Source organism: Shewanella sp. GJ50-10 (assembly GCF_055808815.1).
Genome location: NZ_JBVVSS010000001.1, coordinates 4,059,068 through 4,074,033 on the forward strand (window position 1 = coordinate 4,059,068; position 14,966 = coordinate 4,074,033).

The 14,966-nt window shown below is 42.8% G+C and carries 15 protein-coding genes and 1 pseudogene; 7 read left to right on the forward strand and 9 right to left on the reverse strand.

Annotation, left to right across the window (positions count from 1 at the left end):
* Positions 1 to 485: 485 nt before the first annotated feature.
* Complete coding sequence (gene recQ, locus AC0L4E_RS17025; RefSeq protein WP_473680413.1) at positions 486 to 2,366, reverse strand: DNA helicase RecQ; 1,881 nt, start codon at positions 2,364 to 2,366, stop codon at positions 486 to 488.
* A 191-nt stretch (positions 2,367 to 2,557) separates the two neighbouring features.
* On the opposite strand from recQ, the gene AC0L4E_RS17030 reads away from it, so the two are divergent.
* Positions 2,558 to 3,022 carry a thioesterase family protein gene (locus AC0L4E_RS17030; protein ID WP_473680414.1) on the forward strand — a complete coding sequence of 155 codons (465 nt, stop codon included), beginning with the start codon at positions 2,558 to 2,560 and terminating at the stop codon, positions 3,020 to 3,022.
* Between the two features lie 180 nt (positions 3,023 to 3,202).
* Entirely contained in the window at positions 3,203 to 4,099 is an 897-nt protein-coding gene (rarD, locus tag AC0L4E_RS17035) for an EamA family transporter RarD (RefSeq protein ID WP_473680416.1), read from the forward strand.
* A gap of 18 nt (positions 4,100 to 4,117) precedes the next feature.
* Here rarD and AC0L4E_RS17040 read toward each other — a convergent pair whose 3' ends face one another.
* The 5 genes and pseudogenes from AC0L4E_RS17040 to radC form a co-directional block, all read right to left on the reverse strand.
* Positions 4,118 to 4,639 carry a PH domain-containing protein gene (locus AC0L4E_RS17040; RefSeq protein ID WP_473680418.1) on the reverse strand — a complete coding sequence of 174 codons (522 nt, stop codon included), beginning with the start codon at positions 4,637 to 4,639 and terminating at the stop codon, positions 4,118 to 4,120.
* 116 nt (positions 4,640 to 4,755) lie between these two features.
* On the reverse strand, positions 4,756 to 6,081 hold the full coding sequence (argA, locus tag AC0L4E_RS17045; RefSeq protein ID WP_473680420.1) for an amino-acid N-acetyltransferase: 1,326 nt from the start codon (positions 6,079 to 6,081) through the stop codon (positions 4,756 to 4,758).
* 574 nt (positions 6,082 to 6,655) lie between these two features.
* Positions 6,656 to 6,829 carry a 50S ribosomal protein L33 gene (gene rpmG / locus AC0L4E_RS17050; protein ID WP_011494790.1) on the reverse strand — a complete coding sequence of 58 codons (174 nt, stop codon included), beginning with the start codon at positions 6,827 to 6,829 and terminating at the stop codon, positions 6,656 to 6,658.
* 6 nt (positions 6,830 to 6,835) lie between these two features.
* Positions 6,836 to 7,072: a 50S ribosomal protein L28 gene (gene rpmB / locus AC0L4E_RS17055; RefSeq protein ID WP_055025225.1), complete on the reverse strand. Its 237-nt coding sequence runs from the start codon at positions 7,070 to 7,072 to the stop codon at positions 6,836 to 6,838.
* Positions 7,073 to 7,194: 122 nt separating this feature from the next.
* Positions 7,195 to 7,871 (reverse strand): annotated as a pseudogene (gene radC / locus AC0L4E_RS17060) (RadC family protein).
* Positions 7,872 to 8,043: 172 nt separating this feature from the next.
* Here radC and coaBC point away from each other — a divergent pair.
* The 4 genes from coaBC to folE all read left to right on the forward strand — a co-directional run bounded on the left by coaBC (position 8,044) and on the right by folE (position 11,266).
* Positions 8,044 to 9,237 (forward strand): bifunctional phosphopantothenoylcysteine decarboxylase/phosphopantothenate--cysteine ligase CoaBC, encoded by a 1,194-nt coding sequence (gene coaBC / locus AC0L4E_RS17065; RefSeq protein ID WP_473680424.1) that lies wholly within the window; start codon positions 8,044 to 8,046, stop codon positions 9,235 to 9,237.
* The gene (dut, locus tag AC0L4E_RS17070; protein ID WP_220753643.1) at positions 9,234 to 9,692 is read left to right on the forward strand and encodes a dUTP diphosphatase; all 459 of its coding nucleotides are present in this window, start codon (positions 9,234 to 9,236) and stop codon (positions 9,690 to 9,692) included. Before coaBC ends, dut begins: the two co-directional genes overlap by 4 nt.
* A gap of 34 nt (positions 9,693 to 9,726) precedes the next feature.
* A complete protein-coding gene (slmA, locus tag AC0L4E_RS17075) occupies positions 9,727 to 10,320 on the forward strand; it encodes a nucleoid occlusion factor SlmA (protein ID WP_153914492.1) in 594 nt (197 codons plus the stop codon).
* A 292-nt stretch (positions 10,321 to 10,612) separates the two neighbouring features.
* Positions 10,613 to 11,266, forward strand: a complete 654-nt coding sequence (folE, locus tag AC0L4E_RS17080; protein ID WP_473680427.1) for a GTP cyclohydrolase I FolE — start codon at positions 10,613 to 10,615, stop codon at positions 11,264 to 11,266.
* A gap of 120 nt (positions 11,267 to 11,386) precedes the next feature.
* Here folE and pyrE read toward each other — a convergent pair whose 3' ends face one another.
* Positions 11,387 to 12,028, reverse strand: coding sequence for an orotate phosphoribosyltransferase (gene pyrE / locus AC0L4E_RS17085; RefSeq protein ID WP_248983747.1), 642 nt, complete (start codon positions 12,026 to 12,028; stop codon positions 11,387 to 11,389).
* A 107-nt stretch (positions 12,029 to 12,135) separates the two neighbouring features.
* A complete protein-coding gene (gene rph, locus AC0L4E_RS17090) occupies positions 12,136 to 12,849 on the reverse strand; it encodes a ribonuclease PH (RefSeq protein ID WP_055025233.1) in 714 nt (237 codons plus the stop codon).
* Positions 12,850 to 13,095: 246 nt separating this feature from the next.
* Here rph and AC0L4E_RS17095 point away from each other — a divergent pair, with 246 nt between their 5' ends.
* Complete coding sequence (locus tag AC0L4E_RS17095; protein ID WP_473680430.1) at positions 13,096 to 14,100, forward strand: 2-dehydropantoate 2-reductase; 1,005 nt, start codon at positions 13,096 to 13,098, stop codon at positions 14,098 to 14,100.
* Between the two features lie 77 nt (positions 14,101 to 14,177).
* Here the strand turns inward: AC0L4E_RS17095 and lgt are convergent, their stop codons facing one another.
* Positions 14,178 to 14,960 (reverse strand): prolipoprotein diacylglyceryl transferase, encoded by a 783-nt coding sequence (lgt, locus tag AC0L4E_RS17100; RefSeq protein ID WP_473680432.1) that lies wholly within the window; start codon positions 14,958 to 14,960, stop codon positions 14,178 to 14,180.
* Positions 14,961 to 14,966: the final 6 nt, after the last annotated feature.

Below are 14,966 nucleotides of genomic sequence, written 5' to 3' on the forward strand. Positions count from 1 at the left end.
TAAGCATTTATTTTCACTCAATTTTACCGTGGTTAAAAATAGTCACATCAATGGATAGAACTTGCATAAAAAAATTGAAAACGACTAAACAAAAATTGTTATATCAAATATGAAATAAGCTTAATGTGATTGCAGTATCTGCAAACGAAAGAGAGGAATTATTTAGAAATGATGATTGTTCGAAATTAGAGACATAGCACTCAGTGAATACTGAACTTAGTTAACCTGAACTCGGGATAAGAAGTTAGTTAAACTGTTGAATTACTATATGTTTGCTTTCAATCTTATTCTAGAGAGATATTTTTGCTTAGAACAAGGCAAATTTGTGCGTCAATAGCTGGCCTATTGCACACAAATTTAACGCCGTTATCAGTAAAAATAACCTCTAGAAAGCAAGTTGTTATCCCGAGCTCAGGTTAGTTACTCCCATTAGATTCTTGGCAACAAGAGCTGTGATGACATTGATTTACAACAGCTAGAGCAATTTAGTTTTCAATCAAGTATTGGCTGATTTCATCTAAAAATGCATTACCAAAGCGACTCAACTTACGCTCACCAACACCATTCACTGCCAACATCTCACCCGCACTAGTCGGTACCATGGCTGACATTTCGGCTAAGGTTGCATCATTGAATACCAAATACGGAGGTACGTCGTGTTCTTCAGCCAACTCACGGCGCAGTAGTTTAAGGCGAGCAAACAGTTTGCGGTCATATTGCTGCGGCGCACGAGATGAACTGGTGCGGCGCTTGGTGGTCACTAACTGAATTCGAGGTTCTGCAAGTTTTAGCTTAACCTCACCACGTAAAACTGGTCTGGCGGATTCATTTAACTTAACTGACGAGCCACGGGTTATGTCTTGGCTTGCTAAACCTAAATGGATCAGCTGACGAGTGACCGATAACCAATACTCATGACTCTGATCTTTGCCAATGCCCCAAGTGGATAACTTATTATGGCCACGATCCATCACGTTAGCGGCTTTTGAGCCACGTAATACGTCAATGACCTGATTCACACCAAAATATTGTTTAAGCCTAAAGATGCAAGAAAGCACCTTTTTAGCATCTTCAGTGCCATCATACTTTTTAGGTGGGTCAATACACACATCGCAGTTACCGCATGGCTTATCAGCGCTTTCGTCAAAATAATGTAGTAATACTTGGCGGCGGCAAGTTTGCGCTTCTGCAAAAGCTGCCATGGTATTCATTTTGTGAAACTCTACATCTTGTTGCGGCCCAGGTTCTGACTGCTCAATTAAGTGCTTCACACGACCGATATCAGCAGGGTCAAACAACATGTAAGCTTCAGCATCTAACCCATCACGACCGGCACGACCCGTTTCTTGATAATAAGACTCGACACTTTTAGGAATATCGTAATGCACCACAAAGCGTACATTGGACTTGTTAATCCCCATACCAAAAGCAACCGTCGCCACCACAATATCGATTTTGTCTTTTAAAAACTTATCCTGAATATCAATACGTTCTTCTTGGGTCATACCTGCATGATACGCCGCAGCACTGAAACCTTGTAGCTTCAGGCGATCAGCCACCTCATCAACCCGGCGGCGACTACTGCAGTAAATAATGCCATTACTGCCTTTTTGAAGTTGTAAAAACTGCTTTAATTGATTCGCAGCATTGAGTTTTTCTACCACGGTATAGCGAATATTAGGTCGATCAAAGCTGGATAATAAGCAAAATGGATTAATACGCAAACGCTGGCAAATACTATCTCGCGTAGCCTGATCGGCCGTTGCCGTTAGCGCCATTAGCGGAATATAAGGGAATATTTCTTTCAATTGACCAAGCGCTGCATATTCAGGCCTAAAGTCATGCCCCCACTGACTGATGCAGTGCGCTTCATCAATGGCAAACAACGACACATGAAGCTCTTGCAATCGCTCAATAAAATCAGGTCTTAGTAATCGCTCAGGTGAAACATAAAGTAGTTTAATCTCGCCTTGATGCAGTCGGCGCAAAATCGATACTGTCTCGTCACGGGGTAATGATGAATTTAAATAAGCCGCTGCGACACCAGATTGAGTCAAGCTATCGACCTGATCTTTCATTAACGAAATCAGCGGTGATACCACCACGGTTAGCCCTGGTAAAATTAACGCAGGCAGTTGGTAGCACATACTCTTGCCGCCACCTGTAGGCATAATCACTAAGGTATCTTGCCCATTCAGCGTCTGCTCAATGATCTCCCGCTGGCCTTCACGAAAGTCACGGTAACCAAAAATTTGCTGTAACTGATGCCCAAGCACATCCTGCGACTCATTCAGAGAATCGGCGGGTGCAATGTCGATTTGATCTATCGCTTGGCTTGAGCTTGAACTGGAAATAGGACTGTCCATCTTTTGGGCTGAAGATAAGAAGCGTCATTTTAAAGCACTGCCACCCATATGTCTCGACCCAATGTCATTAAGCCATCTTTAACTGCTCAAATATGCAGCGTTGATTTTATAAAGCTAATTAAGTTAGATTAAATGCTCTAGCAGGTAGAAAGCATGCTTCTCAATATTTAATAACAATAAAAAGGCCATTCATGACAACAGAAATTCAATTAAACGCGCTAAAGCAAGTGGCTGAAATATTTGATAAACATGTTCCATTTCATAATCTATTGGGATTAGAAATTAAACGCTATGATACTGAAGGCGTGGAAGTTGTCATTCGCATGAAACCCGAGCTTATCGGTAATATTCACCAAAACATTCTTCATGGCGGCGTAACGGCTACTTTATTGGATGTGGTTGGAGGTTTAACCGCATTTTCAGGATTAGTCTCAAGTCGTGAAGATTGGACCATCGAACAATTAGAAAAACGCTTAACCACCTTAGGCACTATCGACATGCGTGTAGACTTTTTACGCCCAGGCCGTGGTGAAGTGTTTACTGGCACAGGTTGTGTTATTCGCTCAGGCAATCGTGTGTCAGTTTGTCGGATGGAGTTGCATAATGAAGAAGGAACCCACCTAGCCTTTGGTACTGGTACTTACATGGTCGGCTAATATGAGCTCATATGATGAACTAGGATAAATTGCACTAGTTCATCAGATGCCTTTGAAACCCTTACCTGATAAATCCTTATCAGTTAAACAGAATGAAACAAATGATTACGCTAATAACTTGAGTGATCATCACCAGCAACCTACAATCGCCCTTTCTTTATTGCTGTGCAGTTGGTTCCCATGCAAGATCTTGAACACCGTAAAGGCATCGCCCTTGCCATTTGTGCCTATTTCCTTTGGGGAATTGCGCCTCTTTATTTTAAATTACTCAGCGATGTCTCGGCGTTTGAAACCTTGGCTCACCGTGTGCTGTGGTCATTTTTCTTTATCATTATTTTAATGCAGTTTATAGGTGGATTTTCTCGCCTAAAAGTGGTGCTGAAAAAGCCCAAACAACTGTTAGTGTTAACGGTTACCTCTGTGCTGATTGCCGTTAACTGGCTTATTTTCATTTGGGCGATTAATAACGACCATATGTTAGATGCCAGTTTAGGTTATTTTATTAACCCATTATTCAATGTGTTACTGGGGATGGTGTTTCTATCTGAGCGCTTGCGGAAACTGCAGTGGGTGGCAGTGGCACTTGCCAGTATCGGGGTGTTAGTTCAGCTTATCTCGTTTGGTTCAATCCCGCTGGTGTCGCTGGCTTTAGCCTGCTCTTTTGGTTTTTACGGTTTATTGCGCAAGAAGGTCAACATTGATGCAAAAACGGGTCTATTGGTTGAAACCGCGATTTTATTACCAGTGGCGTTAGGTTACTTAATGCTGACATTAGATACCGCAACAGCAAACATCTTCACCAACGATATGACGATGAACTTAACCCTTATTGCAGCAGGTATTGTTACTACAGTGCCGCTATTATGTTTTGCGGGAGCGGCAATGCGTATTCCGTTGTCGATGCTAGGTTTTTTCCAATATATTGGCCCAAGTATCATGTTCATACTGGCGATATTTTTATATAACGAACCCTTCGATATTGAAAAAGGCATTACCTTTGGCTTTATTTGGAGTGCGCTCGTTATTTTTACCGCAGATATGGCGCTGCAACGCAGACGCCGCATCAAGCAAACATAAACTCCTAATCCAAGTCGATTATTCCTGCAAAGCGGCAATTTTACTCATTGTTGCTTGCGGGTTTTCCAGCGATAACAGCAATGTATAACCTTTCTCTGTTGGCACAAGCAATACCGCTTCATTCGTTGTGACCGACACTAAGGCTTTGTCGCCATTTTTAAGCGTAAACCAACCTAAAGAGTATCCTGTTAGGCCCAATCCATTAGTTCGTCTGCTAGGCGTGTATTGAGGCGTCTGTGATAGGTTTATCACCTTAGCTTGCTGCCAATCGACCTCACCAGCCTCAAAGTGTTGACCATATAATGGAATATTCACCTCAACAGCGCCCGACTGACTCATAGATACCCTTGATTGGCTCGATTGATACATGGTCAGCGAAAACAAAGCGAATACCGCAATAATGATCCCTAAGCTTGAATAAAACGCCGCACTTGGTAATTTTTTCACTTTCAGCAGTATCGTTAACAGCACTAAGCCAATTAACAAGCCAATAAAATTCGCCATGGCATTACTAGAGAGTCCTGCAAGTTCAATATTCATTATTTTTCCAAAGGCTTATAAGTGCTAATAGCGAGCTGATAGATTTGTCGAGCATAACAAAAATGCCACCCATGTATGACCATGAAGTGGCATTTTATTACGCTAAATTTTTAGGGCTATAAATCTAATGCAAGAATTTTAGATTTACGTTGGAAATTATAAAGCTGCTTTTTCACATTCGGCAGCGCATCCACTTCAACGATATTAAAGCCATGCTCTAAGAACCAATGAATGCTACGTGTGGTTAACGCAAATAAGCGAGAATACCCACGCACTCGAGCCTGACCAATAATGTTATTGAGCAGCACACTGCCACGATCCGCATCGCGATAATCAGGGTGTACCACTAAACAAGCAAACTCACCGGCGTTATCTTCTTCAAACGGATACAACGCGGCACAACCAATCACTAAGCTATCGCGTTCAATCAGCATGAATTGCTCAATTTCCATTTCAAGCTGTTCACGCGAGCGACGTACTAAAATACCTTGCTCCTCTAGTGGGCGGATTAAATCTAGCACCCCACCAATATCACCAATATTTGCGCGTCTTAAACGTTCGGCGCTTTCGGTAACGATTTGAGTACCAATACCTTCACGGGAGAATAGTTCTTGAAGCAAGGTGCCATCTTCTAAATAACTCACTAAGTGACAACGAGGTACTCCATTTCGGCAAGCATCGATACTGGCTTTTAAAAATGCCATCGTCCCAACACAAGGTTGGTCAGCTTGGTTCATTTCATCCCAAATGGTTTGCGCATCATTCGGCATAAGCTCAGCAATCACTTCACCCGCTTGATCTAAAATACCGTGGGTACTACTGAAGCCAATAATCTTGTCTGCTTTCAGTTTTATAGCAACCTTGGTGGCAACTTCTTCAGCCGTTAAGTTAAAGCACTCACCAGTCACTGAGACAGCCATAGGCCCCATCAACACAATACAGTTGTTGTTTAACTGACGTTCAAGACCTTGAGTATCAATACGACGCACTTTACCCGTGAGACAAAAATCTACACCATCATCAATACCAAGCGGCTGTGCGATGACAAAGTTGCCGCTGACTAAGTTGATTTGAGCATTTTGCATCGGTGTATTGCCAAGGCTCATCGACAAGCGTGCGGTAATATCAAACTGGACAGCACCCGCGACTTGTTTAATCACCTTTAGCGAGTCTTCATCAGTAATACGCACGCCGTTGTGATAACTAGGTTCAATGTTTGCGTCATGAAGTGCAGCATCAATCTGCGGCCTCGCGCCATATACCAGCACCACTTTGATACCAAGCGAATGCAACAAGGCAACATCATTTAAAATGCCGCGAAACTGATTATGCAATAATGCTTCGCCGCCCAACATGACAACGAAGGTCTTACCCCTATGTACATTGACATACGGCGCTGAATGACGAAAACCATCAACAAGCTCTGTGGTTCTTAAAGGCACATTAACCCCTAACAAGTAAACTAATCGGTTATATTGGCAAACCACCAATAAATATAATTAATCAATATTATTGCATTTAAATTCACTTTAAAAGCATTATATTGCATTGATAATGACTTTTTGTTCTTTAACTGGTGAATATTTATTAAATCTGACTAACTGTTAACCAGTTATATAAGCAAGCTCATGCACACGCATCGCATTATCAATGCGTAAATACTAAACCCGTGACAAATGTATAAAGCGACCCTCTTTGCATATATTTAGACACATAAACAGAAAAGTAGCTGCTTTAAGTCCTTTTATAGCATTAATGACTTACAAATCGGCAGCCTAGAGGCGCAAGATGACAGAATGACGACGAGAACCCGTTTTACTCAGCGCAACGCTGTAAAGATATCTTGCTAGATTTGAAAGTGGGTTTCAGTGATCGTGAGTAAACTTCTGATAAATCGAAGAAATAGAGAGAATAGGTGAATACTGGAGGGTTTTAACTGAACCAAGCCATTAAAGAAATCCTAAAAAAAGCCAAAAAAAGCCCCAATTAAGGGGCTTTTCAAAAGAACAAAATCAATTACTTGATTTTAGCTTCTTTGTACATAACGTGCTGACGAATAACTGGATCAAATTTCTTGATTTCCATTTTTTCAGGCATGTTACGCTTATTTTTTTCAGTAGTGTAGAAGTGACCAGTTTTAGCACTAGATACTAATTTGATCTTCTCACGATTACCTTTAGATTTAGCCATTTTCTATTATACCTTCTCGCCGCGGGCACGAAGTTCTTTAACTACAACTTCAATACCTTTTTTGTCGATGATACGGATACCTTTAGTAGATACACGTAGTTGCACGAAGCGTTTTTCTTCTTCTAACCAAAAACGGTGGTTTTGTAGGTTAGGTAAAAAACGACGACGAGTCGAATTTTTAGCGTGCGAACGGTTGTTACCAACCATAGGCTTCTTGCCAGTAACTTGGCATACTCTTGACATGTCAATCTTCTCCAAAAACAATTTTAAAACGCTCGAGCATTTATGTGCCTCGTGTGGCCGTCGCCCGAGGCACAAAGAGGGCGCATTTTATACACGATAACAAAACTAAGATCAAGTATTGTTTATAATAACCATCCGCGCTCTGCGAAGGAAACTATCTCTTGATCGCCTACAACCATATGATCCAAAAGGGAAACATCGATAGTTGAGAGGGCTTTTTTTAATCTGTCAGTAATTTGCCGATCTGCCTGACTTGGCTCTGCAATGCCAGACGGGTGATTGTGACACACTATGACTGCCGCAGCCTTTTTCTCCAGCACTAGGGTCACCACTTCACGTGGATAAACTGATGCCGAATTAATCGTTCCGCGGAATAATTCTACAAACTGAATCACTCTATGTTGGCTATCCAACAATAATAATGCGAACACTTCATAGGATCGGTCTGCTAATTGTCTCATTAAATAGTCTCGAGTTAAATCAGGATTTATTAAAATTTGTCCTCGATGCATATTTTCTTCGAAAATTCGCTTAGAAATCTCCGATGCAGCCTGTAATTGGGCATATTTTACCGGCCCCACTCCTGCCAATTGGCACACCTGAGACTTGGGCGCTGCAAATAATGGTCTTAATCCGCCAATTGGCTAATCATCCCACGGGCTAAATCAACCGCATTGTGCCCTGCTAATCCATTGCGTAATAAAACCGCCAAGAGTTCTGCATCAGATAAATGCCCAGCGCCATGCTTTAATAATTTATCTCTTGGTCCTTCGCCGTCAGGCCAGTCCTTAATTGCCATAAACACTCCCTTGTTTATTGCCTATATATTGGTAATTCATACATCCTTGTGACCTGATATGGCCATTTGCAACTACAGAGTATGGTCTAAATTTTTAATTTCGGATCATCACCATTTAAGTGGATTGTGATATCGTAGCGGCAATAAAGCGAATAGCAGGATTGAGCCAAACATGCTGACAAATAAAAAAGTCCTTTTAGGAATTGGTGGCGGTATTGCAGCGTATAAAAGCGCTGATTTAATTCGTCGTCTTAAAGAGCGCGGCGCAGATGTCCGCGTGGTCATGAGCCAAAGCGCCATGGAGTTTATTACTCCCCTGACCATTCAAGCCTTGTCAGGCCACCCTGTAGCCTCCGATTTACTTGATCCAGCAGCAGAAGCTGCAATGGGACACATCGAGCTTGCCAGATGGGCTGATGTGGTTATCGTGGCACCTGCCACCGCCAACCTTATTGCACGCATTAATGCAGGCATGGCAGATGAGCTATTAACCACTACCTGTTTAGCCACTGAAGCGCCTGTGATTATTTGCCCTGCCATGAACCAGCAGATGTACCGTAATCAAGCTACCCAAGAAAACCTCGCCAATGTTGCCCGTAAAGGCATCACGGTATGGGGGCCTGCAAGTGGCGACCAAGCCTGTGGTGAAGTTGGCCCAGGTCGCATGCAGGAGCCATTAGTCATTGCTGAGCAGCTGGTGCAATTCTTTGGTCCTAAACCGTTAACAGGCCAAAAACTGCTGTTAACTGCAGGCCCAACGCGCGAAGCAATTGATCCTGTGCGTTATATCTCAAACCATAGCTCAGGCAAAATGGGCTTTGCATTAGCGGCGGCGGCAACCCAAATGGGCGCCGAAGTCACCTTAGTCACTGGCCCTGTTAATTTAGCGACGCCACTAGGCGTAAACAGAGTTGATGTGGAATCAGCACAAGACATGCTGAATGCGGTAATGGATAATGTCGATAACCAAGATATCTTCATTGGCTGCGCCGCTGTTGCGGATTATCGAATTGCCGAAGTGGCAGAATCAAAAATTAAAAAGTCGTCTGAAAATATGCAGCTTGCGCTTGTACGTAACCCTGATATCTTAGCCAGCGTTTCTGCCCTGACTAAACGACCTTTTACTGTAGGTTTTGCCGCTGAGACCGATAACGTAGAAGAATATGCTCGCGGTAAGCTTGAACGTAAAAAGTTGGACTTAATTGCCGCTAACGACGTATCAATTGCCGGCCTTGGTTTTAATGCCGATGCCAACGCATTACATGTTTTTTGGCAAGATGGTAGTCAACAACTGCCTGCAACCGATAAACTGACGCTTGCAAAACAATTACTTACTCTAATAGCGACCAAAATAAAAACATCATGAAAACACCTGTAGAACTGAAGTTACTCGACTCTCGCATTGGCGCTGAGTTCCCATTACCAAGCTATGCCACACCAGGCAGTGCAGGAATGGACCTTCGCGCAATGATCGACACCACTATGGTCATTGAGCCAGGTAAAACTGTATTAATCCCTACAGGGATTGCAGTGCACGTTGCTGACCCAAGTCTTGCAGCCGTGATTTTGCCGCGTTCAGGCTTAGGCCATAAGCACGGTATTGTATTAGGTAACTTAGTTGGATTGATTGATTCTGACTATCAAGGACCGTTAATGGTGTCTTGTTGGAATCGCAGTGATAAACCATTCACATTAGAAATCGGTGACAGATTAGCTCAGCTGGTATTTGTCCCTGTTGTACAAGCACAATTTACCTTAGTCGATGAGTTTGATACCTCAGATCGTGGTGAAGGCGGATTTGGTCACTCAGGTACCAAATAACCTTTACAAGTAGTCACAAGCCTAGGAATAACAAATGGCGGCTAGCCCCAAAATAAATCGTCGTGAGCATATTTTACAATGCCTTGCGCACATGCTGGAAACCAGCCCTGGCCAACGTATCACCACTGCTAAATTGGCAGCGGAAGTTGGTGTTTCTGAAGCGGCGCTTTATCGTCACTTCCCAAGTAAAGCAAGAATGTTCGAAGGCTTAATCGAATTCATCGAAGATGCGATTTTATCTAGATTAAACATCATCATGGATGAAGAAAAAGACACCATGAAACGCTGTGAACTGGTATTGCAGTTACTATTGGTCTTTTCTGAACGTAACCCAGGCATATCGCGCGTATTAAATGGCGATGCGTTATTAGGTGAAAATGAGCGTTTACGTAGCCGCATCAGCGGACTGTTCGCTAAAATTGAAACTCAAATAAAGCAAATATTGCGTGAAAAGACCTTACGTGAAGGCCATGGTTTTAGCTTAGATGAAGCTATCTTAGCCAACCTATTACTCGCCATCGCAGAAGGCAGAATAGCCCAATTTGTTCGTAGTGAGTTTAAGCAAAAGCCTACTGAGCATTTTGATGAGCAATGGCAATTTGTACAGCAGCAATTACTGCGAAGCTAGTAAATATCTGAACTAAACCGCAATAATTTAAAGCACTCAACAGAGTGCTTTTTTATGCTCAAAACAAATATCTCATTCGTCGCCACACCTGCCAAATTAAACATAAAACAAATACTTGACTAAAAAGGTCGGCTTTTTTTATTTCAATAATATTAATTTGACTCAAATCACGCTATTATCCCCGTCCCTTATGATTGCGCCGCATGAAGCACAAGTAAATTTGCTGCGTCAGCAACAAGGCGATTTTTAACATACACTCAGTAATACGCTACCCCAGTGGTTGGAGGATAAGATGGCATTAAGTGAAGCCGCAATAAAAGTTAAAGCAGCACTAGCTGAGCAAGGGCTTGAAACCCCAATGCTGCCGCAAACTCGTACTCCAGAAGAACGTAAAGAGAAAATTGAGCATCACATGAAAGAAGTACTGACGTTAATGGCGTTAGACTTATCAGACGACAGCTTAATGGATACACCTCGCCGTATTGCCAAAATGTATGTTGATGAGATTTTCTCTGGTCTTGATTACCAAAACTTCCCTAAAATCACTGTCATCGATAATAAGATGGGCGTTGATGAAATGGTGCGAGTGCAAGATATCAGCTTAACCAGCACCTGTGAGCATCACTTAGTGACCATTGATGGTTATGCGACCGTAGCTTACTTGCCACGCACTAAGATTATTGGTCTGTCGAAGATTAACCGCATTGTGCGCTTCTTTGCTCAGCGTCCTCAAGTGCAAGAAAGACTGACACAGCAAGTGCTGGTCGCTCTGCAAGCATTACTTGAAACTAAAGATGTGGCAGTAAAAATGGATGCGGTGCATTACTGCGTTAAATCTCGCGGCGTCATGGACTCCACCAGCTCCACCACGACAACAGCATTAGGTGGCGTTTTTAAATCTAACCCAGCCACTCGCGCCGAATTCTTACATCAATCCAAATGCTAGGGTTGAGTTTTAAAGCGAATTAAATTAAGCATATTTTTGAACGCGATTTTTAGAAAGTGAGAAACAAGAATCAAAAAAGCCAGACATCAAGTCTGGCTTTTAGCTTTTAGCAAAGAGTGATTAAATACCGTATTGCTCGCGGTAAGCACTCACTGACGCTAGCTCTTTTTCCATACCTGGTTTTTCAGATAAGTAGCTAATCAAATCAGATAACTTAACGATAGACACGATATCACAGCCAAAGTCGCGCTCAACTTCTTGAATCGCTGACAACTCGCCTTTGCCTTTTTCTTGTCTATCAAGTGCGATTAACACACCCGCTAAGCTTGCATCATGGGCTGCGATGATTTCCATCGACTCACGAATAGCAGTACCAGCTGTGATCACATCATCCACTAACATCACTTTACCCGCAAGCTCGCTACCCACTAATGAGCCGCCTTCGCCGTGCTGTTTTTTCTCTTTACGGTTAAAACAATATGGCACATCAACATCGTGATGATCACACAAAGCAACTACTGTTGTCGTCGCAATTGGAATGCCTTTGTAAGCAGGACCAAACACTAAATCGTAGTCGATACCTGAATCAACTAATGCAGCAGCATAAAAACGACCTAAACGTGCTAAATCACGACCTGTGTTAAATAAACCCGCATTGAAAAAGTAAGGGCTAGTACGGCCTGATTTTAAGGTGAACTCACCAAAGCGTAAAACCTGACGCTCAAGAGCGAATTCAATAAACTCACGTTGATATGCTTTCACATTATCTCCTTAACACTGTTATCTGTTTTTTATCTAATGACGACTAAGCCTAAATAAAGCTTAAAAAAAGGGGCTCTTATTAACAGAGCCCCTTAATCAAATACGTTTTAGCTTAATGCTGCTTTTTGAGTATCGACAATCTCGCGGATACCGTGCTTAGCAAGCTCAAGTAAGCTTAATAACTCTTCGTGGCTGAACGGCTCACCTTCGGCAGTGCCTTGGATTTCAATCATCTTGCCAGTTTCAGTCATGACTACGTTCATGTCTGTCTCAGCAGCGCTATCTTCGATGTATTCTAAATCGCAGATTGGCTCACCTTTGTAAATACCAACACTCACTGCAGCAATTAAGAACTTAAGTGGGTTAGTTTTTAAAATGCCTTTACCGCGCGCCCAGTTTAATGCGTCTACTAATGCAACACATGCACCAGTAATAGCAGCAGTACGAGTACCGCCATCTGCTTGGATAACGTCACAATCGATAACAATCGTGTTTTCGCCTAAGGCTTTCATGTCTACTGCAGCACGTAATGAACGGCCGATTAAACGTTGAATTTCTTGAGTACGACCAGACTGTTTGCCACGGGCAGCTTCACGTTGCATACGGCTGTGAGTCGAACGAGGAAGCATACCGTATTCAGCAGTTACCCAACCTTGGCCTTGGCCTTTAAGAAAACGCGGTACGCCTTCTTCAAAGCTTGCCGTACATAAAACTTTAGTGTCACCAAATTCAACCAACACCGAACCTTCAGCATGAGCTGTAAATTGACGAGTAATCGTAACTGGACGAGATTGTGCAGGTGTTCTGTCGCTTGGACGCATATGCATTTCCTATTGTGTGGAATCAGTGACTAAATTGGGTTTTAAGCCTGAATTGGCTGAAATTTATCGTTCATTTGATATCTCAATCAAAGCAATAAAAGATAAACCAGCAATCAACGCTCATAATTGAACAGCATTATAGTGACTTGTTAGCCTTGATGCCACGTCAAACAAAACCCTTATTGGATTTTTATTAACAAAACGGCACACTGTAAGCGGAATGTGACTCATGCTTTAAGGAAAATGATGAAAATAGCCATCTTTGGTGCAGGCTCAACAGGATGTTACTTAGCGGGTGAGCTACTCATGGCAAAGCTCGATGTCAGCTTAATTTGTCGCGAGCGGATAAAAAGCAGCATTACCTACAACCAAGGCATAACCCTCACCAGCTACCAAGGCTTGCATCAAAGAGTGATGCCTACATCGCTTATTACCGAAGTTGAAGCCAACACACCCACATTCGATTTGATTTTTGTCACCTTAAAATGCCACCAGCTAAGTGATATAACCGAGCAATTACTGCAACTAACTCACAAGCAAAGCACCATAGTATTAATGCAAAATGGCTTAGGCAGTTTTGATGAGGTTAAGCAAGCATTCGCTAACTCCTCAGCGCAGCCAAGACTGCTTATCCAAGGCATAACGCCGTTTAACGTGCTGCAAAAAGAACATGCCACCTTTCATAAAGGCACCGAAGGCGAATTCACTTTTGCCAACACGACCCATACGCAAGTTATCAAACAAGCAATGCATTCTAACGGTTTAAGCTGCACCTTGGCCGATGATATGGCGCCAATCATTTATGGCAAACTACTGCTGAACCTCAATAACGCACTAAATGCGATTACTGACGTGCCCATTAAGCAGCAGCTTAGCCAAGCACCGACTCGCAAACTATTAAGCCTCGCGATGAAAGAGTGGCTAAGCGTGTGTAAAAAAGCCCATTTACCTTTAGCCCAATTCACCAAAGTTAAGCCGCAATGGTTGCCGCTAATATTATCTCTGCCCGACTTCCTGTTTACCTTACTGGCCAAGCAAATGCTCGATATCGACCCCGAGGCGCGCTCATCCATGTGGGAAGACATACAAGCTAATCGTAAAACCGAAATAGAATATTTAAACCAAGCCGTGGTCAAACTTGGGCAACAACATCAGGTTGCTACGCCCGTTAATGCCGCCATCGTCAGCGCCATTAAGCAGCTTGAACAAGGGAAAAAAGTCGATATTAAATCACTTGGTGGATCAGCATAAAAAAGGCCGCGACTTAATTAAGTCACGGCCTGTTTTATTTTGTCAGTTCTCTTTTGGCAGAACGTTATCGTAAAGCCTTACTTCTGCTTTTTTACAAATGGCAAAATCAGTAAGGCAACGCCCACGACTAAAAACGGAATACTCAGTAACTGCCCTGCACTCATGGTCCACTCAGTGGCATAAGCCGCTTGCTTCACTTTCACCATTTCAATCGCCCAGCGGGCACTGAATACACTGCATAAGAACAAGCCGAATATGACGCCGTGCTTCTCTTTCAAGTTGGTAAACTTGTACACTGCATATAGAGCGATAAAGATAACTAAGTAACTAATCGCTTCGTACAACTGCGCTGGGTGGCGTGGCAATGCATCCACACGTTCAAAGATAATGCCCCAAGGTTTAGTGGTCTGCAGACCTAAAATCTCAGAGTTAGCAAAGTTAGCCATACGCACAAAGAAGCCAAATATCGCGGTCGCAATCGCTAATCTATCCAGTAAGAATAAAAACGGCATATCGGTTTTACGCTTGTAATAGTACAGCGCTAAAATCGCCCCTAATCCGCCGCCATGGCTGGCTAAACCGCCTTCCCAAATCGCCAAAATCTTCATCGGATTGGCAAAGTAGTAACTCGGGTCATAAAAGAAGCAATGAGCTAAACGTGCGCCCACAATAATCCCGACCACACAATACATCAGTAAATTATCTAGCGACTCAACGTCCAAGCCTTCTTGCTTGTACATGCGCTTCATTACCTGAAAACCACTGGCAATCGCCAATGCAAATAACGCCCCGTACCAATGTACTTTTAGACCCATAAACGAAATTAATACAGGGTCGAGATTCCACACAAAATGGTCCAATTGCCT